Genomic DNA, 24,458 nt, shown 5'->3' on the forward strand with positions numbered 1-24,458 from the left:
GTTCCCTCGCCGCTGTTCACCTCTGGGGTAAGCCGTCATGAAAGCAACTGGCAAAGGGCCTGCATTGATGCGGCTGAATAATCAAAAGCGCGTAATGGCTCAACTGCGTCAGCTGCGCATCACATCGCGCCAGGATCTGGCGCAGATACTGGCACTCAGCAAAAACACCGTTTCGCAAATTATTGATGATTTGCTGGAAAACGGTTGGGTTCAGGAACTAGGTAAAGCCAGCGTTTCTTCGGCTGGCCGTCCTAAAATTCACATTACCCTGCGCCCGGAAAAGCTGGTCAGTGCCGGTATCATGGTGGAAAAAAACCTGATTCACTGGCAGATCTGCGATTACTTTTCACAACCGCTTGCCGAACAGACAATACGGACGGACACCAGTAAACCTGGCCCGATCCTGGCTGAAATCGGCGCCCTGTGCGAAAAACTGATGGAAGCCTGGCCAGGGCTGCTGGGAATTGGGCTGGGGTTTCCCGGTGTCGTCGATTCACGGCGAGGCTGGATGCATTTATCGACCCACCTGGGCTGGCAGAATGTTGACCTGGCCAGTGATCTGCGCAAACAGATCGCCTTGCCGATTCGGATTATGAATAACGTCAGGGCCGCTGCGCTGCTGTCTGTGCAACAGCTCAATCTGCCCGCCGAAAGCGGGCATTTTTATTTGCGCATTGCGGAAGGCATTGGCGGCGCGCTGGTGCAGCATGGCGTGGTTTTCACCGGCAACAGCTGGACCGCTGGTGAAGCAGGACATCTTACCGTCCAGCCAAATGGCCCTCGCTGTAGCTGTAATCGACAGGGTTGTCTGGAGGCGATGATCAGCAAACCTGCCATTAACCAACAGCTTGCCCAGCGTCAGCCGGGATTAACCTGGCACAGTCGTGACAGCGCACCGAATGTCGTAAATGAAGTGATGCAGCTGGCAGGCAACTATCTGGGCATCGCGCTCAGCCAAATCATGTTATTACTGAATCCTGCCACGATCATCATTGACTGTCCCTGGAGCATCAGCCCGACCTTTTGCCAGGCCGTGCTCAATCAGACGCAGGCCAACAAACTGGCGTTTATTGCGGCCCATACGGAGGTACATTTTCTGCAATCGCATCTGGCCCCGGCAACCGGGCTGGCGCTGGCCATTATCGAACAGATGGAGCAGCGTCTCGAGTAACAGGCCACTGAGCGTGGCCCGGTGGCTTAGCGCTGGCGAAAATCGGGAATAACCAGATCGCCACGCATTACTGAGGAATGTAACACGCTCTGCGTCTGTTGATTCAGTGCCTTCACAATACGCGCGGCCATGGCATCCATTGAATATGAGATAGCCGGAATCGTCGGGATACCGGGCAGATCCAGCGTGCCGGCCAGACTAAAGACCATAATGTCTTTTGGCACCTGCTTATTGAACGCCTGCAACTGAGGAATCACTTTTTGTGCCTGCTGCTCATCGGCCACCAGCAATGCATTGAAATTGAGCGTGGAGGCATTGTTCAGAAGTTCCTGCAACGCCACTGAAGAAGATGACGTGTCCATAAAGACCAGATTGCGGTTAAAAGGCAGGAAATTTTTTTCCAGGGCATGTTTATAGCCCAGCAGAACCTGATCGGCAAAGCCCATGCCCTCGGGATGAATCAGAGCAATTTGACGACGATTTTGACTGATAAGATAGTTACAGGCCGTTTCCGCTGCAAAAGCATGATCACGCTGGATGCTGTTCACTTCTTCGCCGGATTCCAGACAATCCACCAGCATCACGTTTGGCTGACGCAGGTTTAACGGAAAGCGCGCGCCGATAATTAAGACATCATCACATAACCCACAGGTCAACTCACTGAGGCAGGTCATCACGTCCGCTTTCGTGTTGGCGAAACGAAGTAACAGGTGTTTTTGATGCTGACTGAAATGTTTCTCCAGCGCATAAAGGTAACCCGTCGTCTGATTGATATTTTCCTGCGCACAAATAACACCGATACAGCCCGTAGACTGACTCAGTAGTGACTGGGCGATGACGTTTGGACGATAATTCAGTTCATCCACCGCTTTTAACACCGCAGCCCGACTGGCCTCTTTCACCCCACGTGACCCACTCAACACGCGCGATACGGTGGCTTTTGACACGCCAGCCAGTCGCGATACATCGTTGATAGTAGACATCATTTTCCCCTAACAGAACCAAACGGCTCCCTGAAAACTGACCGAAACGGCGGCTTAATTTTTCGCCACAGGCAGTATAGCGTTTTCATTTTTTCATGGAAACCGATTTTCCGTTTCTACTCAATAATGATTTTTACCGCTTAATTTAGTGATCTGAATCGTAATTAAACACCCGTTATCAGCCAGAGTATGATGCCTGTCACACTTCCTTTTGCGACAAATGGAAACCGGTTTCCATATCGTATCAAATCATCTCCGTAACAAGTTTTACACGTAAAGGAGCGTTCTCATGATCAGGATTATGTTGTGCTGTTCGGCAGGTATGTCCACCAGCATGCTGGTGCGCAAAATGGTAGAGGTGGCGGATCAGCGTGGCCTCGCTGTGCAGATTGATGCCTGGGGCATTGCCGAGTTTGATACGCAGTTTCCAACGTATCAGGTTGTGCTACTCGGCCCGCAAGTGAAGTACATGTTAAACACGCTTTCAGAAAAAGCTGCCACCCACGGTATTCCTGTCCGGGCTATTGATATGACGGACTACGGTATGCAACGCGGTGACAACGTGCTGGATTACGCTCTGTCGCTTATTGAAGCGACAAACTAAAAGGTGTCATTTATGGGTTCGTTATATCAGTCAATGGTGACGGTGATTGAACAGGCTATTACGCCCCTCGCCGGAAAATTGGGTCAGCAAAAGTACGTTATCGCTATTCGTGATGGTTTTACGGCGGCCCTGCCGTTTATGATTATTGGCTCGTTCATGCTGGTGTTTATTTTCCCGCCCTTTTCAGCGGATACCACCAACAGCTTTGCCCGGGCCTGGCTCGACTTTTCGGTCACTTATCGCCAGCAACTGATGCTGCCGTTTAATCTCAGCATGGGCGTCATGACCTTCTTTATCTCAGTCGGCATCGGTGCCAGTCTGGGCCGACAGTTCAACCTTGATCCCATCATGTCAGGTTTACTGGCTTTTATGGCCTTTTTACTGGTGGCAGCGCCCTATGCTGATGAAAAGATCTCTACGCAGTACCTGTCCGGTCAGGGAATTTTTACGGCCCTGATTACCGCGATTTATGCCACCCGTGTTTATGCCTGGCTCAAACAGCATAACGTCACGATTCGCCTGCCCAAAGAAGTCCCCACTGGCGTCGCCCGTTCTTTTGAGATTTTAATTCCGGTATTGGTGATCATTGGCACCCTGCATCCGCTTAATCTGTTTATTGAAGCCAAAACGGGCATGATTATTCCTCAGGCGATTATGCATCTGCTGGAACCGCTGGTATCCGCCTCGGATTCCCTGCCAGCCATCTTGCTGTCGGTGCTGCTGTGCCAGATTTTTTGGTTCGCCGGTATTCATGGCGCACTCATCGTCACTGGCATCATGAATCCCTTCTGGATGGCTAATCTCTCCGCCAATCAGGCCGCTCTGGCAGCCGGTGCGGCGCTGCCCCATGTCTATCTGCAGGGCTTTTGGGATCACTATCTGCTTATCGGCGGCGTCGGTTCCACTTTGCCGCTGGCCTTTTTACTGCTGCGCAGCCGGGTGCTGCATCTGCGTACCATCGGCAAAATGGGCGTGGTTCCCAGCTTCTTTAATATCAATGAGCCGATCTTATTTGGTGCGCCCATCATCATGAATCCCCTGCTGTTTATTCCCTTCGTCTGCGTCCCGATGATTAATGCCGTTCTGGCCTATACCGCCACAAAACTGGGCTGGGTTGCGCAGGTCGTTTCGCTGACGCCCTGGACGACGCCCGCGCCGATTGGTGCTTCCTGGGCGGCCAACTGGGCGCTTAGTCCACTGGTCATGTGCCTGATCTGCATGGTGATGTCGGCACTGATGTACTTACCTTTTCTGCGCGCTTACGAACGCAGCCTGATCAAAGCAGAAGAGAAAAAAATTCAGGATACCGTGCCCGCAGGCAATACCGTGCACGGTCATCCCCAGGCTTAAGGAGTCAGTCACATGCACTACCGTTTTCCTGACAATTTCTGGTGGGGCAGCGCCAGTTCGGCGTTGCAAACCGAAGGCTGTAGCCTTCAGGGCGGTAAAAGCGCCACCACCTGGGATCACTGGTTCGCACACCAGCCGCATCGTTTCCATCACGGTATTGGCCCGGCCGATACCTCCGGCTTTTATCAACACTGGCGGCAGGATATCGCGCTGCTAAAAGCGTTAAAGCACAATAGCTTTCGCACCTCGCTGAGCTGGGCGCGGCTCATGCCGGACGGAGCGGATGAGATCAATCCCGAGGCCGTCGATTTCTATCACCGGGTCATTGATGAATTACTGGCGCAGGGGATTACGCCGTTTATCACGCTGTTTCATTTCGATATGCCGCTGGCCCTGCAGGAGAAAGGGGGCTGGGAAAACCGCGAAGTGGTGCAGGCGTTTGGCCGCTACGCGCAGCGCTGTTTCACGCTGTTCGGTCACAAAGTGAAGCACTGGTTTACTTTTAATGAGCCCATTGTGCCGGTTGAAGGCGGCTATCTGTATGATTTTCATTATCCCAACGTGGTGGATTTTAAACGCGCCGCTACCGTGGCCTTTCATACCGTACTGGCACATTCCCTGGCGGTACGTGCCTGGCGTAACGGCGGCTATGATGGTGAAATAGGCGTGGTACTGAATCTCACACCGTCCTATCCGCGCTCAACGAATCCGGCAGATGTCAACGCAGCACAGCATGCCGATCTGCTGTTTAACCGCAGCTTTCTCGATCCGGTTCTCAAGGGCGAATATCCGTCTGCGCTGCTGGACTTATTAAAACAGCATGACCAGTTGCCACACTGCCTGCCTGGCGACAGCGCCTTGCTTGCCGACGGCATCATCGACCTGCTGGGTGTCAATTATTATCAACCGCGCCGGGTGAAGTGCCGGGACAGCGCCGTCAACCCTGACGCACCGTTTATGCCGGAGGCATTATTCGATCATTACGACATGCCTGGCCGACAAATGAACCCATACCGCGGATGGGAAATCTATGCGCCGGGTATTTACGATATTCTGATCAACCTGCGGGATAATTACGGCAACCCTCGCTGCTTTATTTCTGAAAATGGAATGGGCGTCGAAAATGAACAGCGTTTTATTCAAGACGGTAAAGTTCAGGATGATTACCGTATCGAATTTGTTTCCGAACATCTTAAATGGCTGCATAAAGGCATTCGCGAGGGCTGTCATTGTCTGGGTTACCATATGTGGACCTTTATCGACAACTGGTCCTGGCTGAATGGCTATAAAAATCGCTATGGCTTAGTGCAACTCGATCTGGAAACACAACAACGTACGATAAAAAAGAGCGGGAATTGGTTTGCTAACGTTGCCGAAAATAACGGTTTTGACTGAGAGCGATAATAATGATTGAACTTGAAGACGCTGTAATGACGATTATCGTCAATTCAGGACACGCCCGCAGTTTGTGCTTTGAAGCCCTGCAGGCGGCGCGGCAAGGCCAGTTTGACGAGGCCTATGCGCGCCTCAAAGAGGCCGACGACTATTCCCGCAAGGCCCATCAGATGCAAACCCGGTTAATTGAACAGGATGCTGGCGAGGCCCGACAGCCGATGACATTAATTATGGTCCATGCTCAGGATCATTTAATGACGTCGCTATTAGCCCGTGAATTATCAGAAGAAATAATTCATCTCTATCAACGGTAATTTGATCGCTTAATACAGGAGAACGCCTGACAAAAAACATCCCTCTGGAAAGAAAACATACTCTACAAATCAACTTGTTTTGGTGACAGTCAATAAGCCGAAACGGGCGGGTTATTATCTGAAAACAACAGCACGCGTCTTTCGGGTTAATTCGTGTTAACCCGAAGGATGAGGTGTAAACGAGATAACCATGAACATGATAAAAACATTTTCACTTCCTCTGGCGGTGAGCGCCGCGCTGTGCCCGATTGCCGGCCTCGCACAGGAATTCACGCAGGAACAAATCGACGCTATCGTCGCCAAAGCAGTCGATAAAGCTTTAGCAGAGCGTCAGGCTAAGATGGATGCCGCCGTCGCGAAAAAAACGGATGTGATAACAGAACCGCAGAGTCCTGCACAGTCACCGGATATGGCCATTCCTTTTGGCGTGAAGTTTAGCGGCTACGCCCGTTATGGCGCGCATTACCAAAGTGGTGACCAAAAGTATGTCAATGTTGATGGCTCTTACAACGGCGCCTCCGGTATTGGTCGCCTGGGGAACGAAGGTAACGGCGGCGAATTCCAGCTCTCTAAAGCGTTTAAAAGCACGAACGGTGCCATCTGGGACGTGAACGTGATGATCGATCACTGGGGCGATGAAGTGAACCTGAAAAAAGCTTACGCTGGCGTGACCAACGTGCTGGCCTCGAATCCCAATGCCTATCTTTGGGCCGGACGGGACTTTCATCAGCGCCCGCAACAGAACATCAATGACTATTTCTGGATGAACCACGATGGTCAGGGCGCGGGCGTAAAAGACTTTGACGTAGGCGGGATAAAATTTGACCTTGCTGCCGTCGCGGCGGTGGAATCCTGTAATCCTGAAGTGCTTAGCGATGAATCCAATCCGTCACGCATTACCTGTACGGGCGGATCGGGCACCGGCGATAAAGGAAACTATGCCGCCACATCTAAAATCCACGGCATGAAACTGGGGCCGCTGGATCTGGAGATGTATGCCAATTACGGTTTCGACTCTAAGGCCGTGGAAAGCGAGGATCGCCTCAACGCCTGGCAGGGTGCGTTTGTCGTAAGCCACACCACCGATCATGGCGTCAATAAAGTGATTGCACGCTACTCAGACAATGCGGATAACAGCGTTTACAGCAAAACCCATGGCCTCAGCACGCTTTACACCAGCTTTGAAGGTAAGCACCTGTTTACTCAGCAGGCGCAGGTGGAATATCTGCTGGCCTATCACGATTATGACAACAGTCGACTGAAAAGCGACAACCGGAAAAACTACGCTGCCATTGTGCGCCCGATGTATTTCTGGAATGACGTGCACTCCACCTGGCTCGAAGCCGGTTATCAACGGGTCAACTATGATGAAGGCGGTAGCAACAACGGCTGGAAGCTGACGCTGTCGCAGAATATCGCTATCGCGATGGGCCCGGAGTTCCGTCCCATGCTGCGCTTCTATGTGACGGGCGGCAAGGTCGATGATGCGCGCACCGCACGCGTGAATGGCCGGGAAAACGATATTCTGGACGACTTCAATCTGGGTGCGATGTGGGAAGCCTGGTTTTAAGACGATACACGGGTCATCTACGGCCAGTGTGAGGCGGTGTACGGATTTACCTGCAACGATAAGCAACCCTCGCCCCTCGGGCATTTCTGCCGTATGCCCGATTGGGTGGTAAGCTGTACGAAGGGCGCGCAGCACCGCCTTGCCGTTTCAACGCGACATTCACCTCAGCGACCTGATAAGGAAAAGCACCATGTCGGCAATCGGTAATACATTTCATCACATCGGTATTGTGGTTCAGGATATTGAAGCCAGTGAAGCCTGGTATAGCCAGATGCTGGGATTTACGCGTCTGTATGATTATGGCTGGCCGGGCGTACAGGTTGTTTTTATTGCGCGGGGCAATGTGAAACTGGAGCTGTTTCAACATGCGCAGGCCACCCCGATGGATCCACAGCGGCAACGCGCAGAAACCAATCTGAAAATCGGCGGTATCAACCATTTCGCGCTTCAGGTCGACGATCTCGATGAGGCGGTTGCGGAACTGCAGGCAAAAGGTGTCGAGATCGTTTCCCCGCCCCGTGCCGTACCCAACGGCGATGGCGATCGTTTCGCTTTCATTCATGATAACGAGAAGATGCTCGTCGAGCTTTTTCAGCCCGGCCGCTAACCCGCCTCCTGTCTGGAATGATTTCACTCGCGATGGGGCGAACGCGCGCGTCGCCTGATAGAACCTGACAAAGGCTTTACGCTACCCCTTTTCCTTTAAATACCCGTATGAACCCTGTCACAAAACGCGCATTCGGTTTTTCGGGCTGGTTAAACGTCCACCCGCCCGGCAAACTTGTTAAAGCCTTGTTGCACATAGCCCAATGTAATTGTTAACGGCCATTAATGCGCATAGCGCATCAGTCGATGAGTTTATTGCGCTTATTTACTTTATTTTCCTGATCCAGTCTTCAGCAACAGGCGCAGCAAAAAGCGTCAATGATAAACTGGAGATACCGATGCATTCCTCGACTTCACCTATGACCACTCGCGCCAGAATCGGCGCCATCTTGCGCGTTACCTCGGGCAACTTTCTGGAACAGTTTGACTTCTTTCTGTTTGGTTTTTATGCCACCTACATCGCGCATACTTTCTTTCCGGCGAGCAGTGAGTTCGCCTCACTGATGATGACCTTTGCCGTCTTCGGCGCAGGTTTCCTGATGCGCCCGATCGGCGCCGTGGTGCTGGGCGCTTATATTGATAAAGTCGGCAGACGTAAAGGATTGATCGTAACCCTGTCCATTATGGCTACGGGCACCTTTCTGATCGTATTAATCCCGTCTTATCAGAGCATTGGCCTTTGGGCCCCGATGCTGGTGCTTATCGGTCGCCTGTTGCAGGGCTTCTCTGCCGGTGCCGAACTGGGCGGCGTGTCGGTTTACCTGGCCGAAATCGCTACGCCAGGCCGCAAAGGCTTCTATACCAGTTGGCAGTCGGGCAGCCAGCAGGTCGCCATTATGGTTGCCGCTGCCATGGGCTTTGCCCTGAATGCCGCCCTGGAAGAGAGCGCGATTCGTGAATGGGGCTGGCGTATTCCGTTCCTGTTTGGCTGCCTGATTGTGCCTTTCATTTTCTTTCTGCGTCGTAAGCTGGAAGAAACGCAGGAATTTAATGCTCGCCGTAAGCATCTGGCGATGCGCGAGGTCTTTAAAACCCTGTTAGCTAACTGGCAGGTGGTGGTTGCGGGCATGTTGATGGTGGCGATGACCACAACAGCGTTCTATCTGATTACCGTTTATGCCCCCACCTTCGGCAAGAAGGTGCTGATGCTCAGTGCGTCTGACAGCCTGCTGGTTACGCTGCTGGTGGCCATTTCCAATTTCCTCTGGCTGCCGGTCGGGGGTGCCCTGTCGGACCGCTTTGGACGTAAGCCGGTTCTGATTGCCATGACGTTGCTGGCCCTGGCAACGGCTTATCCGGCCCTGACGCTGCTGGCCGAAGCACCGAGTTTTACGATGATGCTGACCGTACTGCTGTGGCTGTCATTTATCTACGGCCTGTATAACGGTGCGATGATTCCTGCCCTGACCGAGATTATGCCAACCGAAGTTCGGGTGGCGGGCTTTTCACTCGCTTACAGCCTCGCAACGGCTGTCTTTGGCGGATTTACCCCGGTGATTTCAACCGCATTGATAGAGTACACCGGCGATAAAGCGTCACCCGGTTACTGGATGAGCTTTGCTGCCGTCTGTGCCCTACTGGCGACGCTGTATCTTTACCGCCGCAGCGCTGTCAATTTACAACCCGCCGTTAAACATTAAGTCAGGGACTCCATTATGAAACGACTATACCGATCACTCCTTGCCACCCTCGTGCTTTCAACCGTCAGCACGACGGTACTGGCAAAGGACGTGAACGTGATGATCTCTGGTGGCTTTAAAGCCGCCCTGGAGAAACTCACGCCTCAGTTTGAAGCCCAAAGCGGTGACAAAATTATCCTGGTATCCGGCCCTTCAATGGGTAAAACCCCGCAGGCAATCCCTAACCGCCTGGCACGTGGTGAAAAGGCCGATGCGGTCATTATGGTGGGCAATGCGCTGACTCAGCTGGAAAAAGACAAGTGGATAAAACCCGGCTCACGCGTGGAGCTGGCTGACTCGCCGATTGGTATTGTCGTGAAGCAAGGCGACGCTAAGCCCGCAATTAAGACGGATGACGAATTACGTCAAACCTTACTGAGCGCGAAGTCTATTGCGTATTCCGATAGCGCCAGCGGTCAGTATGTCAGCAGCGAGTTGTTTAAGAAGTTAGGCATTGAAGACAAAGTCAAAGACAAAGCACATCAGGTCGAACGTATTCCTGTCGCCTCGGAAGTGGCAAAAGGCCACTATGCACTGGGACTGCAGCAGGTCAGCGAACTGCTGCCCGTCAAGGGCGTGACTTTTGTTGGCGAGTTGCCTGACGATGTCCAGTACATTACCCGCTTCGCGGGCGCTGTCCCGGCGAAAGCCGCGCATCCGGAAGCAGGTAAAGCGCTACTTGATTTCCTGGCCTCAGCTCAGGCGCAGGCTGTCGTTCACGCAACCGGTTTGCACTCGGTGAAAACGCAGCAGCCTGTTACGCAGCGTGATACTGTTCAGTAATGAGCTTTTCCAGTTCTGCTGCAATATACGACTGAATACGTCCGCTGCGTCTGAGCAGCCCTACAGTACGTTTCACCACCGGATCGGTGAGGGGTAACTGCACCAGCACCGAATGACCGGATGACGGCATCGACATGGCGGGCACGGCAGCAATGCCGATTCCCGCTTCAACCATACCGAGCATCGTGGTCACATGTCGGGTTTCACAAATACTGGGACGCGCCGGAACAACATGACCCAGGGCAGAGTCCAGCAGGTTGCGATTACCCGACGTCTTATCCAGCCCCACATAATCCTGCTGATAAAATTCCTGCCATGTCAGGCCCTTACGGCTGGCAAGCGGATGGTCGTGTCGGCAGGCGACAACATAAACATCCTCAACCAGGGGTAAAAATTCGGTGCCAGGCGGTGGATTGCCGGAGAAGCAAATGCCAAAATCTGCCTGACCACTGGTTACCGCCTCGATCACGTTGCCTGCGCTGCTATCAATGATTTTGACGCGTACGCGAGGATAACGGGCCTGAAAGCGGCGAATGACATCCGGCATAAAATAGTAGGCCGCAGAGGGCACCGTCGCCACCGTCACCAGTCCGGTCCGATCCTGGCTGACTTTACTGATATCGGCCATAACCTCTTCAAAATTAGCGAGCAGCTGCTCCGAACGTGCGGCAAATGTCTGACCATAAAGCGTAAGCGTAACCCGGCGCGTGGTTCTGTCGAACAGCTTAATCCCCAGTGCCGTTTCCAGCTTTTCAATCCTGCGGCTCAGGGCCGACTGGGACAGGCAAATGGACTCCGCTGCAATGCGGAAATTGCCATATTCGACCAGGGCGCGAAACGCGTACAGATCGTTAAGATCGAAATTAACCGGCATGGCGACAGACGTTCCCGTGATGTTGAAAAGGCTGGAACCATAGTGCCTTATCGCTTAACAGCAAAGAAAGTGAAATATGCGCGAAACGGCGGGTGTTAAGCAGGGAAACCGGTCACCCGTAAAGGCAGGCGACCGGAAAAAATACTCAGACAGGATGTGGCGTGGATGAACGGGAAACGTTTCTGACCGCTTCCTCGACGCGCTCAGAATTGCTCTGAATACTGGCGATTACCTCACCCGCCTGACGCATAAGATTGACTCCACGCGCCGTGTTTTTCAGGTTATTTTCGATGTCTTCCAGCACCTTTTTCGCCAGCTGATTATTACTGGACACCACGCGTCCTATTTCTTCTGTCGCTTCGTTAATACGTGCCGCCAGCGTGCGTACCTCGGCGGCTACGATGGCAAAACTGCGCCCCGACGTGCCGGCGCGGGCAGCCTCAATGGCTGCATTCAGCGCAATAAAGCGCGTCTGCTCGGCGATATTGCGAATGGAATGCACCATATCGGCAATCCGGTCCGACTGGCCGTTCAGGCCAAAGACATCCGCCGAAACGCTGTTCATCTCATTGGCGATTTCCGCCATCGTTCTGACGCTGTCTTCGATGACATCGGCACCCGTTACCGAGCTTTCACGTGTCTGTTGCGCCATCTTCCATGCGTGCTGAGCGGCTTCGTTTTCCTGCTGGTTTTGCAACACCTGCTCCGTCACATCCGTCGCGAATTTCACGATCTTATATAACCGGCCTTCGGTATCAAAAACCGGGTTATAGGTTGCACGCAGCCAGATGGTTTTACCCTGGCGGTTAAGGCGCGGATACTGGCCGGAAAAAAATTCGCCCTGGTTCAGGCGTTGCCAGAACTGCTGATATTCCTGGCTGTTACGCAGTTCCTCAGAGCAAAACATACGGTGATGCCGCCCGAGGATCTCATCGGCTTTGTAGCCGGTCGCTTTCAGGAAGTTTTCATTCACCTCCAGTACTTCCCCGGCCTTATTAAATGCAATGACGGCCATTGAGCGGCTGATCGCCTGTACCATGGCATCCTGCTGCTGCGCTTCGCTGATACGCTCGGAAATATCAGCCGCCAGCTTGATGACATTAATCACCCGACCCTGCCGATCTTTTACTGGCACATAGCTGGCTTCCAGCCAGACGGGATGATTATCTTTGCCCAAACGCAGGTATTTACCGCTGAAGCTCTTGCCGCTGGCCAGCCGTAGCCAGAACTGGCGATACTCGGCTGAGTTGACCAGCGAGGGCGAGCAAAACATGCTGTGATGACGACCCACGATTTCTTTTATCTCATAGCCCATCTTGTTGAGAAAAAGATCATTTGCCCGAAGGATCGTGCCTTCTGGCGTAAACTCGATGATCGGAATGGCATCATTCAGTGCTTTGAGCGAATCGGCGGCGTGTTTATGCTGGTGTTTTGAGAAAAGGGAAAATAATTTTTTTAGAATTGTCATTTTTATACTGCCATGTTGAGTGGTCTGGAGAGTTTATCGGCAGAAGAAAGAGCAGGCTTGAGACAATGGAGAATAAACAGGCAACAGATTGTGACCGGGCTAATAACGTTAATTAAAGGATGAATACAACGCCCTTTATTTTTTGGCCGCGTTAAAACGTAATGACTGACATTAAGTGGAAAATTATTTGCACACCGGGTTTACGTCACTGTCGACATAAACCGTCCTTTTCACGCTCTGCAGCGACCAAAAAAAAGCTGCCATCAGGCAGCTCTTTGCGCATCTTTCAACACGACGCGGTTATTTATACAGCTCGGCGGTCATGTGGACACGGTCGTTCGTGTTGGCTTCGATGATTCTGTACTGCGCACCCTGCTGTTCAGCCTGGGCTGCAATTTTCGCTTCGGTACCATCAAGGGTGGAACCAGTTGCGGTGACAGTTTGCGCAAAAGCAGAGGCTGACATCAGTGAAAGCGCAGCAACGGCAGCAAGGGAAAGTGTTTTCATGGTTTTCATAATCCGGTTCCTTATCATGTAAGCGGGAAAGCAGTGTGCTTTCGATGGGAGTAATGATAACCATAGTTATTAATACAAAGTTAACAATAAGTGCCGCAATTGTGATCCTGCTATCTATCACGCTGATAGCTAAAACCTCATGCCGACGTTGCGGAATTGACATATAACGTTTTTGGTAAGGGTGACTGAGGCAGGAAAAGCAGAGGCTCAGCGCGAGCTGCAGCTATATTTCACGTTTTGCTATGCCAGGGATTAAGGATATCTCACCTGTCTGGCAGATCTTATCTGCGCACTAAGGGCGGTTAACTGCGAAGGTTGTGCGCTTTTAAGCGCACACATCTTGATGACTGCTGCCAGACGACAAACAGGATAATGCTTTATTGCTTGCGCACGTTAGTACGTAGCGCGCCCTTTTCCCCTGTTGGTTTCTTACGTGTTAACCCATGGCTTAGATTCCAGAGAGCGGATGGGTTTGTTTGTCACGGCTTTCGGCTTTCGGCTTTCGGCTTTCGGCTTTCGGCTTTCGGCTTTCGGCTTTCGGCTTTCGGCTTTCGGCTTTCGGCTTTCGGCTTTCGGCTTTCCAGGTAAGCAAAGCGCACTAAAATTTGCCAGTAATCCTGAAAAATCATGCCTTTTCGCCCTCCTCCGCTCTTTTCTTTAACTACCTGTTTTTTCCTGTGGCAAAAGCGACTGGAATATTACGCGTTAATGTGCGTCTTTTCATCGGGGTGATATAGTCTGCTGAGAGGCTTTATCAGCGCCATCTGCGCGCTGATATTTTGTGGAGGAGAGCTTTAATGGCGCTGTACGCTCTGGACTGGTTTAGTCGCAATGGTATGGAGTGCTCGCGCGTTAAAGCGCATAACGCAACCTTTCCAAAACACACGCACGATGAATATGTGCTTAGCGCCAACCTGTCGGGCATTGAGGAAATCACACTTAATGGCCAGACACTGCAGGTCAATGCGGGCCAGATCACTCTGTATAATCCGGCCAGCATCCAGTCTTCACGTTTCGATCAGCACGGCGCTGAATTCCTCAGCATCCATATTCCGCAGACGCTATTAAAAACATTCAATCTCAGCCAAAATCTCAGCAGTCACTGTGAGGCACCCGTTTTAACTGAAGGCGTTTTCACGCATCAGGGGTTATTTAACGCTATATGTCGCTATGCCCAACTGACACAACACCATGACAGCGAAGAGGAAGAGCAGGCACTTTTGCTGTTGTGCGCAGAACTGTTCTCTGAGAAAGTCACGCGAGATGCCGTGGTCGATAAAGACCTGGACCGCATCATTGCTTTTATGCGCCAGCATGTGAACATGAAGCTTACGCTGAATGCATTGGTGCAGGTAGCGGGAATAAGCAAATACGCGCTGGTGAGGCGTTTTACTGCTTATACCGGGCTTCCACCTTTGCAGTATCACATGCAGCTTCGCCTGTGTGCAGCGCGGGCGCTTCTGCGACAGAATCAGCATCCTCTGGACGCCGCGCATCGCCTGGGATTTTACGATCAAAGCCATTTTATCAATGCGTTTCGCAAAGTAATGGGCACCACGCCCAAACACTATGCTTCACAGGTAGGTTCAGGAAAGCAAAAATTCTTTATAACCTGAAACGATGACGTAAAAAGCAAAACAGGCAAAGATAAGGGCAGAAAGCATGTAGGAATATCTCAACAACTTTTGTCCTAATAGCCTGCCGCCCACGCTGCCAACCAGACAGAGCACACCCGTCCATATCACCCCGGCCAGAAAAAAACCGCTCAGAAATAGCGTGGTTCCGGTAAGGTTTTGCTCCCCGAAACGGGAAATGAGCGCGCCACCCACCGTCGCAAACCACAGAATGGCGGTGGGTGAGGACAGGGCCAGTACAATTCCGCGACGGAACTCACGGAACAGCGACAGCCTGACAGTCACCTGTGATGTGTCGATATCGTTAACTGTACTGAAGGCAGCCATCAGCATTTTAACGGTGAACCCTGTCAGCAGAAGCCCTCCAACCGACCAGATTATCCATCGCACTATCTCGAATTGCAGCAACACCGCCATGCCCGCCAGCGCCAGCACGGCATAAAAAAGATCGCCTATACAGGTGCCGATGCCCAGCGAAAATCCCTGAAAATATCCCCGCTGCATTGCCAGCGTAATCATTGCGATGTTGGCAATGCCGATATCCAGACACAGTGACAGACTTAAGAAAAACCCCGTCGAAAAGGACATCATCGCACTGCACTCCTGCACGAAAGAACCTCGCGCTGCGCCACCTGATATGTGCCTGTAAATTCTGTAAAAAGAGCCCATTCTGGAGAGCGAAGCGTAAACTGAAGCGGCGTCATCGAGTTCCCTGCCTGACCGTGAGTGATACCTTATTTCATTCTTTTACTCAGCTCAGGTATTGGAAAAAATTGCAGCGAAGGGATGAAGGGAAATTCAGCCGACGGGGAAAGGGAATAAAGCGGGCGGTACGACATGATCCGCCCGGGGAACCTGGAGCAGAATAATCAGGCGGTGGTGTTAATGTTCCGCCCTACAGCCGGGTTCGCGGGAAGGGCAGTAACGCCTTCCACCAGTGTAGTGATGGTATCTGCCTGTTGGTTCAGGGTTTTCTTTAACAGCGTCGCATTGGCTTCACCACGTGCCTGCCATTGATCTAACCCTGCAGACAGCGTTGTGAGTTGCTGAATATCCATGCAGTTGCTCCTTATGTTGACTGAGCCCCAAACGGGGGTCACATAATACTGGCGACGGATTTCGCCAGTGGCGCATAAAGTATCGGCACATATACGCAAAACTTAAGCATGATTAACAGTACCGTGAAGCACACTGCTTATCGTGAGACAAACCGCGGCACAAAACTCACCGGAAAATTCAGCGAATTGGCGATAAAACACGCATCGTGAGCATGGTGGTGCAGCGCTTCTGCGCGCGCAGCGTCCGCCGGATCGCGCAATGTGACCAACGGCTTCAACGTGATTTGCGTGAAATGCCCCCGCTCACCCTCGACCATTGTGCCCTCCGCCGCATCCTCATAAGCCTCGACGATGATACCGGCATCCGCGCACAGATGCAGATACCATAATTTATGGCAGGCGGACGCCGAGGCCAGCAACAGTTCTTCGGGATTCCAGCGCGTGGCATCGCCCCGAAAGGCCGGATCGGCACTCAGTGCGATGGTCGCTTTCCCCTCAGCGGCAAGCTCACCATTGCGGTCGTACGCGGTGTAGGAATCTGTACCGCTGCCACGATTACCGGTCCAGCGAATGTGAATATGGTAATGATGTTCCCGATTAGCCATCTTGCATCCTTTAAAGGCTGAAGGTGATTCTGGAGACAGTATCCATCGTGATTTCAGGCCTGTAGCCCAGCGGATTGATGCTCAGAGCCTGATGTTATAACGGACAATATCATCCACCTGTGCCAGCTTATCGTACAATCTGCGGGCAGGATTGTTTTCATTTGTCACCCAATATACTTTCGCCCAGCCCAGTTCACGGGCTTCATCGCAGACTGCTACGATTAGGGCTTTTCCAGCACCTACGCCGCGCTTGTTTTCCTTAACAAAGAGATCTTCCAGATAGCATACGGGCTGGGTGACCCAGGTCCCTTCGTGTATCACGCATATCGCGAAACCGATCACGCTGCCGTTGTGTTCGGCGAGTCGACACATGAGCGCGGAGTCAGGTGAATGGATTCTCTGCCAGGTAGATAGCGTGACGCTCTCATCCAGGTGATGACCATAAAACAGCAGGTAATCTTTCCAGAGCCCCAGCCAGGCTGCGTAATCATCCGGCAGGGCATTACGAACGTTAAGCATTGACGTTCCTTTTAGTCGATGGGCCAGATAACTCGCCGCTGTAATGCCATGACGACGCTACACATCGCGGATACGAAAACAGCGACTGACGGCTTGTTGGAGCCTGCTCAATCAGTAAAGCAGCAGTCTCCCTCAGAAGCTATCTTAATGCGATGGAGTCTGTAAAATCGTGGCTGATGACCATAATAACGATGACAGCGCAGGCGCAGTCAACCAGGGTATTACGAATGGCTGTGGAATTTTGCGATTCCTACTTAAGCGAGGCAGCGGCCCAGCCCTTTCTCAAAGAAAACCATAATATAAAGAAGTATATTTTCGACAGTCTGTCAGAAAAGCACTGAACTACACAGTCCCTCAAAAAAAGGGTGACCATGGATCATGGTGATTGTTAAACAGAGTGACAGCAAGCTCTGCCACACTGTTTAACAGAACATAACCTCAGAAATTTTGAATAATTAATTATATAAATCAACGAATTAAATCTTTTATAGCTACTTTAATATGCCTTACGGTGTTACTCAGTTGAATATATTCATTCTGACATTCTCGTCTTGTCTTTCAGAGAAAATATAAGTGGAAAGCCAGCCCAGGACATTCGGACCGGCTTCCTTATAGATGATGGCGACAGGTCATCGGTTCATTCATGTACTCACAGAAATGCCAACGTCGCCTTCTTACGCCACTTCTCCATTTTCCTGCCTGTACTCTTTCGGTGTCGTCGCATAGCTCTTCTTGAACACCGAATAGAAATACTGCAATGAGGGATAACCACACATCTGCGAGATCTCATTGATACTGAGTGACGAGCCCGCCAGCAGTTCCTTTGCCTTTTCCAGCTTTTCGCGATGGATCATGGCGTGAATCGTATCGCCAGTTTCGTCACGGAAACGCTTCTCCAGGTTAGAACGCGACAGGCCAATGGCATCCAGTACCTGCTCCACCTTAATGCCCTTACAGGCGTTAAAACGGATAAAATGCATCGCCTGAATCACTGCCGGGTCGTGCAGCGAGCGGAAATCGGTTGAGCGGCGGGCAATCACTTTCACTGGCGGTACCAGAATGCGCTGGAGCGGCAGAACCTGCTTATCCAGCAGGCGGTGTAACAGCTTAGCGGCCTGATAACCCATCTGTCGTGAACCCTGAACTACCGAGGAAAGCGCGACGCGAGAGAGATAACGGGTCAGTTCTTCGTTGTCGATGCCAATTACGCACAGCTTCTCAGGCACCGGAATCTTCAGGTGCTCGCAGGCCTGCAGCAGATGACGCGCACGTGCATCAGTGACAGCAATAATGCCGGTATGCGGGGGAAGGGTTTGCAGCCAGTCGGCCAGGCGGTTTTGCGCGTGCTGCCAGTTCTCAGAGGCGGTTTCCATGCCCTGATAAACCACGCCCATATAGCGCTCACGCATGACGCGTTGGCGAAACGCCAGTTCGCGCTCCTGTGCCCAGCGTTTACCACTGGAAGCCGGCAAACCGTAAAATGCAAAACGGTTGATACCGCGCGCTTTCAGGTGCAGGAAGGCACTTTCCACCAGCGCGCTGTTGTCGGTGGCAATGTAGTGTACCGGCGGGTAATCCTCTTCACGATGATAGGAGCCACCCACACCGACGACCGGCACCGCCACGTCTGCCAGCGAACGCTGAATGGCGCTGTCGTCATAATCCGCAATCACGCCGTCGCCCAGCCACTCATGGATATTGTCAATGCGGCAGCGGAAATCCTCCTCAATGAAAATATCCCAGTTTGTCTGTGAAGCCTGTAAATACTCGCCAACGCCTTCAACCACCTGACGATCGTAAACCTTGTTGGCGTTAAACAGCAGGGTAATGCGGTATCGTTTCTCATGCATAGTGGCAGCGTCCCGTTAACTCCCAGCGAATTGCATAGCACAGCTGGATGCATCACAGAAATGGTTTGCGCCACAGTGTGATCGTTCACACGATTACATACGGCGGCGCGTTGCGGTGTCCATCCAGACCGCCAGCAGCAAAATCGCCCCTTTTACGATGTACTGCCAGAAGGTCGGCACATCCATCATGCTCATGCCGTTATCCAGCGAGGCCATGATAAACGCGCCCATCACCGCCCCGGCGACGGATCCGACGCCGCCAGCCAGGCTGGTGCCGCCGATAACACAGGCTGCAATCGCATCCAGTTCGGCGATGTTCCCGGCAGAAGGCGATCCCGCGCCCAGACGTGAGCTGAGGATCAGCCCCGCGATCGCCACCATCAGGCCATTGATGGCAAACACCGCCAGCTTGGTGCGCGCCACATTGATACCGGAAAGCCGGGCGGCATCAATATTGCCGCCGATGGCGTAAATGCGGCGGCCAAAAGCCGTGCGGGTGGCCATAAACATTCCCGCCAGCAGCAGCAATGCCAGCAGCAGTACCGGAGTAGGTACGCCACGGTAATCATTCAGCAGCCAGATCGCCCCCAGCACCAGCACGGCGGTGATCGCCTGGCGTGCCACGGTGCCTGTCGCCGCCGGTTGAGCCAGCCCCAACTGCTGACGACGCAGCCGTAAGCGCCACTGCCACAGAATAAACAGTGCCAGGCCGATAAAGCCAAAACCAAAACCGAAGCCGCCTGGCAAATAGCTTTGCCCAATCTGGGACATCGCCGGACTGGTCGGGGCAACGGTAGTTCCGTCGGTGATACCGACCAGGATGCCGCGAAACGCCAGCATACCGGCCAGCGTTACGATAAACGAAGGCACCTTGCGGTAGGCCACCCACCAGCCATTCCAGGTGCCCAGCAGCAGGCCAAGCACCAGCGTGACCACAATGGTCAGTGGCAGCGGCCAGCCCAGCCAGACGTCAAAGATCGCCGCCGCGCCGCCCAGCAGCCCCATCATAGAGCCAACTGAGAGGTCGATCTCAGCGGAGATAATAACAAACACCATGCCCACCGCCAGGATGCCGGTTATCGCTGTCTGGCGCAGCAGGTTAGAGACGTTGCGCGGGCTGAGCCAGGCACCGTCAGTAGTCCAGGTAAAAAACAGGGCAATCAACACAATCGCCCCCAGCATGACCAGCACCTGCAAATTACGCAGGCCGAGCTTGCTGGAGACGGGCTTGTTGGCCGGCGTCGATACGGCGGGCTTGGTTTCGCTGTTAAGCATAATGTTCACTCCGCAGAGCGGCTTCCATCACCTGCTCCTGAGTCAGATTGTCGTTAATCAGATCGGCTTTGATTTGCCCTTCATGCATCACCAGAATGCGGTCGCTGAGGCCCAGCACTTCGGGCAACTCAGACGAGATCACAATGACGGAGATGCCCTGCTGTACCAGCGCATTGATTAGCACATAAATTTCCTGCCGCGCACCCACATCAATACCGCGCGTGGGCTCATCCAGAATCAGAATTTTTGGATTGAGCAGCAGGCATTTCGCCAGAATCGCTTTTTGCTGGTTGCCGCCGCTGAGGCGGCCAATCGGCAGTTCAGGTGACGAGGTTTTGACCCGCAAGCGGGCGATAGCGGCATTAATGGCGTGCAGCTCGCTGGCTTCGTCAATCGTGGACAGGCGCTGGCTGAACTGATCCAGCGCCGCCAGAGTGATGTTTTTGCCCACGCCCATCAGCGGCACAATGCCGTCTTTTTTGCGATCCTCCGGTACCATGGCAATGCCGTGCGCGATCGCCTCCTGACAGTCGCGGATAGTCACTTTGTTGCCGTTAATCCGGATCTCACCCTGCCAGCGACCAGGCCAGACGCCAAACAGACACTGAACGGTTTCCGTTCGGCCAGCACCGACTAATCCGGCGATACCAAGGATCTCTCCCTTACGCAGGGTAAAGGACAGGTTATTCACGCGCTTGATGTGGCGGTTGACCGGGTGCCAGGCCGTCAGGTTGCTGACCTGCAGCACCGTGTCGCCAATCTCGTGAGGTGAATGTGGATAGAGCGCCGTGAGTTCACGTCCGACCATCATGGTGATGATATCGTCCTCACTCAGGCCCGCCGCCGGACGAGTGGCAATATGCTGACCATCGCGAATCACGCAGATGGTGTCCGAAATCGCCCGCACCTCGTTCAGTTTGTGCGAGATATAAATACAGGCGATACCGTGCTCGCGCAGGTTGTGGATGATACTGAGCAGTACCGTGGTTTCCTGCTCGGTCAGCGAGGACGTCGGCTCATCGAGGATAAGCAGCCGCACCTGTTTGTTGAGCGCCCGCGCAATCTCCACCAGCTGCTGCTGCCCCAGGCCCAGCTCACCCACGCGCGTGTCGGGCGAGACGTTAAGTTTGACCCGTTCCAGCAACTGCTGGCAGCGCAGCGTCATGGTTTCATCGTCCACCATGCCAAAGCGCCCCAGTTCTGCGCCCAGGAAGATGTTCTCCATCACGGTCAGTTGCCGTACCAGCGCCAGCTCCTGATGGATAATGACAATTCCTTTGCGTTCGGTATCGCGAATAGTCTGTGCCTGGATCGGGTCCCCGGAAAACTGAATCTGCCCCTCAAACTCCCCGTGCGGATACAGTCCGCACAGGATTTTCATCAGGGTCGATTTGCCAGAGCCGTTTTCACCACACAACGACAGCACTTCACCGGCATCCAGTTGCAGGCTGACGTTGTCCAGCGCCTTCACCGCGCCGAAACGCTTGGTGATATTTTTCATTTCCAGCAACATCGGTCTTCTCCTTCGCAGGATGGCGATCAGAGTTCACTCTTCTTGTGGAAACCGTCTTTCACCACGGTACTGTCGATATTGTCTTTGTTGACCTCGATGGGCGTCAGCAGGCGCGACGGCACGTCTTTCAGGCCGTTGTTGAGTTTGGCATTGCTGGCAGGCGTCTGACCGTTGCCCAGCTCGACGGTGACATTAGCTGCTTCAGTCGCCAGTTCTTTGATCGGTTTGTACACCGTCATGGTTTGCGTGCCATTCATGATGCGTTTGATGGCGGCCAGATCGGCATCCTGCCCGGAGATGGCGACCTTACCGGCCAGCCCCTGCGCGCTGAGCGCCTGGATCGCTCCCCCCGCGGTAGCATCGTTTGAGGCCACAACGGCATCGATGTGGTTTTTATTGGCGGTCAGGGCGTTTTCCATGATTTTCAGCGCATTTTCCGGCAGCCAGGCATCAACCCACTGGTCACCGACAACTTTTATGCTGCCATTATCAATAGAGGGTTTTAACACCTTCATCTGCCCTTCGCGGAACAGGCGGGCGTTATTATCGACAGGCGATCCGCCCATCAGGAAGTAATTGCCTTTGGGCACTTTTTTCACCAGGCTTTCGGCCTGCATTTCGCCGACTTTTTCATTATCAAACGAAATATAGAAATCGATATCGGCATTATTAATCATGCGGTCATAGGCCAGAACTTTAATGCCTTCTCGTTTCGCTTCTGCCACGACGTTACTTAATACCTGACCGTTGTAGGGAATAATAACCAGCACATCCACGCCGCGGTTGATCATATTTTCGATTTGCGACATTTGCGTTTCTTCGTTGCCATTGGCAGACTGCACGAAGACTTTCGCGCCCTTTGCTTCCGCCTGTTTAACGAAGATATCGCGGTCTTTTTGCCAGCGTTCCAGACGTAAATCGTCAATGGCCATGCCGATTTTGACTTCTTTTGCCAGACTGGCCTGACTGAACAGCGTAAGCGCAGCGAGTAATGCGGGTTTCATTTTCATCATGGTCATCCTGTAGGGAACGGTTATTGTCGTTGTAAGGCTATGAACCAGGCGGATGAATTGTTCACCTTATTTTTACCTGCCAGCAATTACTGATTTTTATCCGGCTATTACGTTTTTTGGTTTATTTCTGAATTTTTGAGCGCGATCCAAATTTTAACATTTTCAGACTCGCCGTTACCGCAAACTGCACAGCATGAGGTCATCTCATTGTCATATTTTTTTGCGAGCAAGCGCACAATAAATAATTCTCTTACTGCCTGTGTGAAATATCGTAATTGAGTGGTCAGAAAGCGGATACGCACAATATGGCTTCTGGGTAACCCATTCGGGACCACTGTTAAGGAGCAAACCATGCACGCTTATTTTGACCAGCTTGATCGCGTTCGCTACGAAGGCGCAAAAACCAGTAATCCTCTGGCCTTCCGCCACTACAACCCTGACGAAGTCATCCTGGGGAAAACCATGGCTGAGCATCTGCGCTTCGCCGCCTGTTACTGGCACACCTTCTGCTGGAATGGCGCGGACATGTTTGGTGTCGGCGCTTTTGATCGTCCATGGCAAAAAGCGGGCGATGCGCTGGCGCTGGCCAAACTGAAAGCGGACGTTGCCTTTGAGTTTTTCCACAAGCTGAACGTGCCTTACTACTGCTTCCACGATGTGGACGTCTCACCTGAAGGTGACTCCTTAAAAAGCTATCGCGAAAACCTGGCGGTAATGACCGATACGTTGCAGGCGAAACAGCAGGAAACGGGCTTAAAACTACTCTGGGGCACCGCTAACTGCTTTACACATCCGCGCTACGGTGCGGGTGCCGCCACCAATCCGGATCCGGAAGTATTTTCCTGGGCCGCCAGTCAGGTGTGCAGTGCAATGAAAGCGACCCAAACGCTGGGGGGCGAAAACTACGTACTGTGGGGCGGACGCGAAGGCTATGAAACGCTGTTAAATACCGACCTGCGCCAGGAGCGCGAGCAGATTGGCCGCTTTATGCAGATGGTCGTTGAACATAAGCACAAAATCGGCTTCCAGGGCACGCTCCTGATTGAACCCAAACCGCAAGAGCCGACCAAACATCAGTACGATTATGACGTCGCGACGGTTTATGGCTTCCTGAAGCAGTTTGGCCTGGAAAAAGAGATTAAGGTAAACGTGGAAGCCAACCATGCCACGCTGGCGGGTCACTCATTCCATCACGAAATAGCGACGGCAATTGCGCTGGGTGTATTTGGTTCGGTCGATGCCAACCGGGGTGATGCCCAGTGCGGCTGGGACACCGATCAGTTCCCGGTCAGCGTGGAAGAGAACGCGCTGGTGATGTATGAAATTATCAAAGCAGGCGGCTTTACCACAGGCGGCTTAAACTTTGATGCCAAAGTACGTCGGCAGAGCACCGACAAGTACGATCTGTTCTATGGACACATCGGTGCCATGGACACGATGGCGCTGGCGTTGAAAGTGGCGGCGCGTATGCTGTCTGACGGTGAGCTTGATCAGCGCGTGGCACAGCGCTACAGCGGCTGGAACGGGGAGTTTGGTCAGCAGATTTTGAAAGGTGAGTTTTCACTGGAAACACTCGCGGCCCATGCGCACCAGCAGCAGTTCAATCCGCAACATCGCAGCGGTCGCCAGGAACAACTGGAAAACCTGGTGAATCATTACCTCTATGACTTCTAATCCG

Annotated in this window: 23 protein-coding genes; 11 read left to right on the top strand and 12 right to left on the bottom strand. The window is 52.8% G+C overall.

Annotated features, from left to right (window positions below):
- Positions 1–37: 37 nt before the first annotated feature.
- The gene (locus C7433_RS18130) at positions 38–1,171 is read left to right on the top strand and encodes an ROK family transcriptional regulator (RefSeq protein WP_110268671.1); all 1,134 of its coding nucleotides are present in this window, start codon (positions 38–40) and stop codon (positions 1,169–1,171) included.
- 26 nt (positions 1,172–1,197) lie between these two features.
- On the opposite strand, the gene C7433_RS18135 is transcribed toward C7433_RS18130, so the two are convergent.
- Positions 1,198–2,154, bottom strand: coding sequence for a LacI family DNA-binding transcriptional regulator (locus C7433_RS18135; protein ID WP_039339256.1), 957 nt, complete (start codon positions 2,152–2,154; stop codon positions 1,198–1,200).
- Between the two features lie 289 nt (positions 2,155–2,443).
- Between C7433_RS18135 and C7433_RS18140 the strand changes: the two genes are divergently transcribed.
- The 8 genes from C7433_RS18140 to C7433_RS18175 all read left to right on the top strand — a co-directional run bounded on the left by C7433_RS18140 (position 2,444) and on the right by C7433_RS18175 (position 10,455).
- Positions 2,444–2,758 (top strand): PTS sugar transporter subunit IIB, encoded by a 315-nt coding sequence (locus tag C7433_RS18140; RefSeq protein WP_110268672.1) that lies wholly within the window; start codon positions 2,444–2,446, stop codon positions 2,756–2,758.
- 12 nt (positions 2,759–2,770) lie between these two features.
- Positions 2,771–4,108, top strand: a complete 1,338-nt coding sequence (locus C7433_RS18145) for a PTS sugar transporter subunit IIC (RefSeq protein WP_033737270.1) — start codon at positions 2,771–2,773, stop codon at positions 4,106–4,108.
- A 12-nt stretch (positions 4,109–4,120) separates the two neighbouring features.
- A complete protein-coding gene (locus C7433_RS18150; protein WP_033737268.1) occupies positions 4,121–5,503 on the top strand; it encodes a glycoside hydrolase family 1 protein in 1,383 nt (460 codons plus the stop codon).
- An 11-nt stretch (positions 5,504–5,514) separates the two neighbouring features.
- Positions 5,515–5,817, top strand: a complete 303-nt coding sequence (locus C7433_RS18155) for a PTS lactose/cellobiose transporter subunit IIA (protein WP_110268673.1) — start codon at positions 5,515–5,517, stop codon at positions 5,815–5,817.
- 190 nt (positions 5,818–6,007) lie between these two features.
- Complete coding sequence (locus C7433_RS18160) at positions 6,008–7,387, top strand: carbohydrate porin (RefSeq protein WP_033737263.1); 1,380 nt, start codon at positions 6,008–6,010, stop codon at positions 7,385–7,387.
- Positions 7,388–7,577: 190 nt separating this feature from the next.
- Entirely contained in the window at positions 7,578–7,994 is a 417-nt protein-coding gene (locus C7433_RS18165; RefSeq protein WP_054634764.1) for a VOC family protein, read from the top strand.
- 337 nt (positions 7,995–8,331) lie between these two features.
- Complete coding sequence (locus C7433_RS18170; RefSeq protein WP_033737399.1) at positions 8,332–9,633, top strand: MFS transporter; 1,302 nt, start codon at positions 8,332–8,334, stop codon at positions 9,631–9,633.
- Positions 9,634–9,648: 15 nt separating this feature from the next.
- Positions 9,649–10,455, top strand: coding sequence for a substrate-binding domain-containing protein (locus C7433_RS18175; protein WP_110268674.1), 807 nt, complete (start codon positions 9,649–9,651; stop codon positions 10,453–10,455).
- On the opposite strand, the gene C7433_RS18180 is transcribed toward C7433_RS18175, so the two are convergent.
- The 3 genes from C7433_RS18180 to C7433_RS18190 form a co-directional block, all read right to left on the bottom strand.
- Positions 10,430–11,329, bottom strand: coding sequence for a LysR family transcriptional regulator (locus C7433_RS18180; RefSeq protein WP_033737398.1), 900 nt, complete (start codon positions 11,327–11,329; stop codon positions 10,430–10,432). The two genes, C7433_RS18175 and C7433_RS18180, sit on opposite strands and share 26 nt — an antisense overlap.
- A 145-nt stretch (positions 11,330–11,474) precedes the next feature.
- Complete coding sequence (locus tag C7433_RS18185) at positions 11,475–12,797, bottom strand: PAS domain-containing methyl-accepting chemotaxis protein (protein WP_110268675.1); 1,323 nt, start codon at positions 12,795–12,797, stop codon at positions 11,475–11,477.
- Between the two features lie 300 nt (positions 12,798–13,097).
- Positions 13,098–13,313, bottom strand: a complete 216-nt coding sequence (locus C7433_RS18190) for a YdgH/BhsA/McbA-like domain containing protein (RefSeq protein WP_033737256.1) — start codon at positions 13,311–13,313, stop codon at positions 13,098–13,100.
- 797 nt (positions 13,314–14,110) lie between these two features.
- Here C7433_RS18190 and C7433_RS18200 point away from each other — a divergent pair.
- A complete protein-coding gene (locus tag C7433_RS18200; RefSeq protein ID WP_110268677.1) occupies positions 14,111–14,929 on the top strand; it encodes an AraC family transcriptional regulator in 819 nt (272 codons plus the stop codon).
- Here C7433_RS18200 and C7433_RS18205 read toward each other — a convergent pair.
- From C7433_RS18205 to xylF, 8 genes are all read right to left on the bottom strand, one after another.
- Positions 14,900–15,538, bottom strand: a complete 639-nt coding sequence (locus tag C7433_RS18205) for a LysE family transporter (RefSeq protein ID WP_110268678.1) — start codon at positions 15,536–15,538, stop codon at positions 14,900–14,902. The genes C7433_RS18200 and C7433_RS18205 overlap by 30 nt on opposite strands.
- Before the next feature lie 278 nt (positions 15,539–15,816).
- Entirely contained in the window at positions 15,817–16,005 is a 189-nt protein-coding gene (locus C7433_RS18210; protein WP_006121221.1) for a YjfB family protein, read from the bottom strand.
- 137 nt (positions 16,006–16,142) lie between these two features.
- Positions 16,143–16,610, bottom strand: coding sequence for an OsmC family protein (locus C7433_RS18215; protein WP_039339158.1), 468 nt, complete (start codon positions 16,608–16,610; stop codon positions 16,143–16,145).
- A gap of 81 nt (positions 16,611–16,691) precedes the next feature.
- Positions 16,692–17,129: a GNAT family N-acetyltransferase gene (locus tag C7433_RS18220; protein WP_033737248.1), complete on the bottom strand. Its 438-nt coding sequence runs from the start codon at positions 17,127–17,129 to the stop codon at positions 16,692–16,694.
- Positions 17,130–17,803: 674 nt separating this feature from the next.
- Complete coding sequence (xylR, locus tag C7433_RS18230) at positions 17,804–18,979, bottom strand: D-xylose utilization transcriptional activator XylR (protein ID WP_033737245.1); 1,176 nt, start codon at positions 18,977–18,979, stop codon at positions 17,804–17,806.
- Between the two features lie 93 nt (positions 18,980–19,072).
- Entirely contained in the window at positions 19,073–20,254 is a 1,182-nt protein-coding gene (gene xylH / locus C7433_RS18235; protein ID WP_110268680.1) for a xylose ABC transporter permease XylH, read from the bottom strand.
- Complete coding sequence (locus tag C7433_RS18240; RefSeq protein ID WP_006121215.1) at positions 20,247–21,767, bottom strand: xylose ABC transporter ATP-binding protein; 1,521 nt, start codon at positions 21,765–21,767, stop codon at positions 20,247–20,249. The genes xylH and C7433_RS18240 overlap by 8 nt, the downstream gene beginning before the upstream one ends.
- Before the next feature lie 26 nt (positions 21,768–21,793).
- Positions 21,794–22,777, bottom strand: a complete 984-nt coding sequence (xylF, locus tag C7433_RS18245) for a D-xylose ABC transporter substrate-binding protein (protein ID WP_110268681.1) — start codon at positions 22,775–22,777, stop codon at positions 21,794–21,796.
- 354 nt (positions 22,778–23,131) lie between these two features.
- On the opposite strand from xylF, the gene xylA reads away from it, so the two are divergent.
- The gene (gene xylA, locus C7433_RS18250) at positions 23,132–24,454 is read left to right on the top strand and encodes a xylose isomerase (protein WP_033737241.1); all 1,323 of its coding nucleotides are present in this window, start codon (positions 23,132–23,134) and stop codon (positions 24,452–24,454) included.
- The last annotated feature ends 4 nt before the right edge of the window (positions 24,455–24,458 follow it).

Source organism: Pantoea sp. PNA 03-3, assembly GCF_003201175.1.
In the GTDB taxonomy this organism is placed as follows: Bacteria; Pseudomonadota; Gammaproteobacteria; order Enterobacterales; family Enterobacteriaceae; genus Pantoea; species Pantoea stewartii.

Coding starts and splice junctions, on each gene's coding strand:
- C7433_RS18130 (WP_110268671.1), top strand. CDS start 38: ATGAAAGCAACTGGCAAAGGGCCTGCATTGATGCGGCTGAATAATCAA.
- C7433_RS18135 (WP_039339256.1), bottom strand. CDS start 2,154: ATGTCTACTATCAACGATGTATCGCGACTGGCTGGCGTGTCAAAAGCC.
- C7433_RS18140 (WP_110268672.1), top strand. CDS start 2,444: ATGATCAGGATTATGTTGTGCTGTTCGGCAGGTATGTCCACCAGCATG.
- C7433_RS18145 (WP_033737270.1), top strand. CDS start 2,771: ATGGGTTCGTTATATCAGTCAATGGTGACGGTGATTGAACAGGCTATT.
- C7433_RS18150 (WP_033737268.1), top strand. CDS start 4,121: ATGCACTACCGTTTTCCTGACAATTTCTGGTGGGGCAGCGCCAGTTCG.
- C7433_RS18155 (WP_110268673.1), top strand. CDS start 5,515: ATGATTGAACTTGAAGACGCTGTAATGACGATTATCGTCAATTCAGGA.
- C7433_RS18160 (WP_033737263.1), top strand. CDS start 6,008: ATGAACATGATAAAAACATTTTCACTTCCTCTGGCGGTGAGCGCCGCG.
- C7433_RS18165 (WP_054634764.1), top strand. CDS start 7,578: ATGTCGGCAATCGGTAATACATTTCATCACATCGGTATTGTGGTTCAG.
- C7433_RS18170 (WP_033737399.1), top strand. CDS start 8,332: ATGCATTCCTCGACTTCACCTATGACCACTCGCGCCAGAATCGGCGCC.
- C7433_RS18175 (WP_110268674.1), top strand. CDS start 9,649: ATGAAACGACTATACCGATCACTCCTTGCCACCCTCGTGCTTTCAACC.
- C7433_RS18180 (WP_033737398.1), bottom strand. CDS start 11,329: ATGCCGGTTAATTTCGATCTTAACGATCTGTACGCGTTTCGCGCCCTG.
- C7433_RS18185 (WP_110268675.1), bottom strand. CDS start 12,797: ATGACAATTCTAAAAAAATTATTTTCCCTTTTCTCAAAACACCAGCAT.
- C7433_RS18190 (WP_033737256.1), bottom strand. CDS start 13,313: ATGAAAACCATGAAAACACTTTCCCTTGCTGCCGTTGCTGCGCTTTCA.
- C7433_RS18200 (WP_110268677.1), top strand. CDS start 14,111: ATGGCGCTGTACGCTCTGGACTGGTTTAGTCGCAATGGTATGGAGTGC.
- C7433_RS18205 (WP_110268678.1), bottom strand. CDS start 15,538: ATGATGTCCTTTTCGACGGGGTTTTTCTTAAGTCTGTCACTGTGTCTG.
- C7433_RS18210 (WP_006121221.1), bottom strand. CDS start 16,005: ATGGATATTCAGCAACTCACAACGCTGTCTGCAGGGTTAGATCAATGG.
- C7433_RS18215 (WP_039339158.1), bottom strand. CDS start 16,610: ATGGCTAATCGGGAACATCATTACCATATTCACATTCGCTGGACCGGT.
- C7433_RS18220 (WP_033737248.1), bottom strand. CDS start 17,129: ATGCTTAACGTTCGTAATGCCCTGCCGGATGATTACGCAGCCTGGCTG.
- xylR (WP_033737245.1), bottom strand. CDS start 18,979: ATGCATGAGAAACGATACCGCATTACCCTGCTGTTTAACGCCAACAAG.
- xylH (WP_110268680.1), bottom strand. CDS start 20,254: ATGCTTAACAGCGAAACCAAGCCCGCCGTATCGACGCCGGCCAACAAG.
- C7433_RS18240 (WP_006121215.1), bottom strand. CDS start 21,767: ATGTTGCTGGAAATGAAAAATATCACCAAGCGTTTCGGCGCGGTGAAG.
- xylF (WP_110268681.1), bottom strand. CDS start 22,777: ATGAAAATGAAACCCGCATTACTCGCTGCGCTTACGCTGTTCAGTCAG.
- xylA (WP_033737241.1), top strand. CDS start 23,132: ATGCACGCTTATTTTGACCAGCTTGATCGCGTTCGCTACGAAGGCGCA.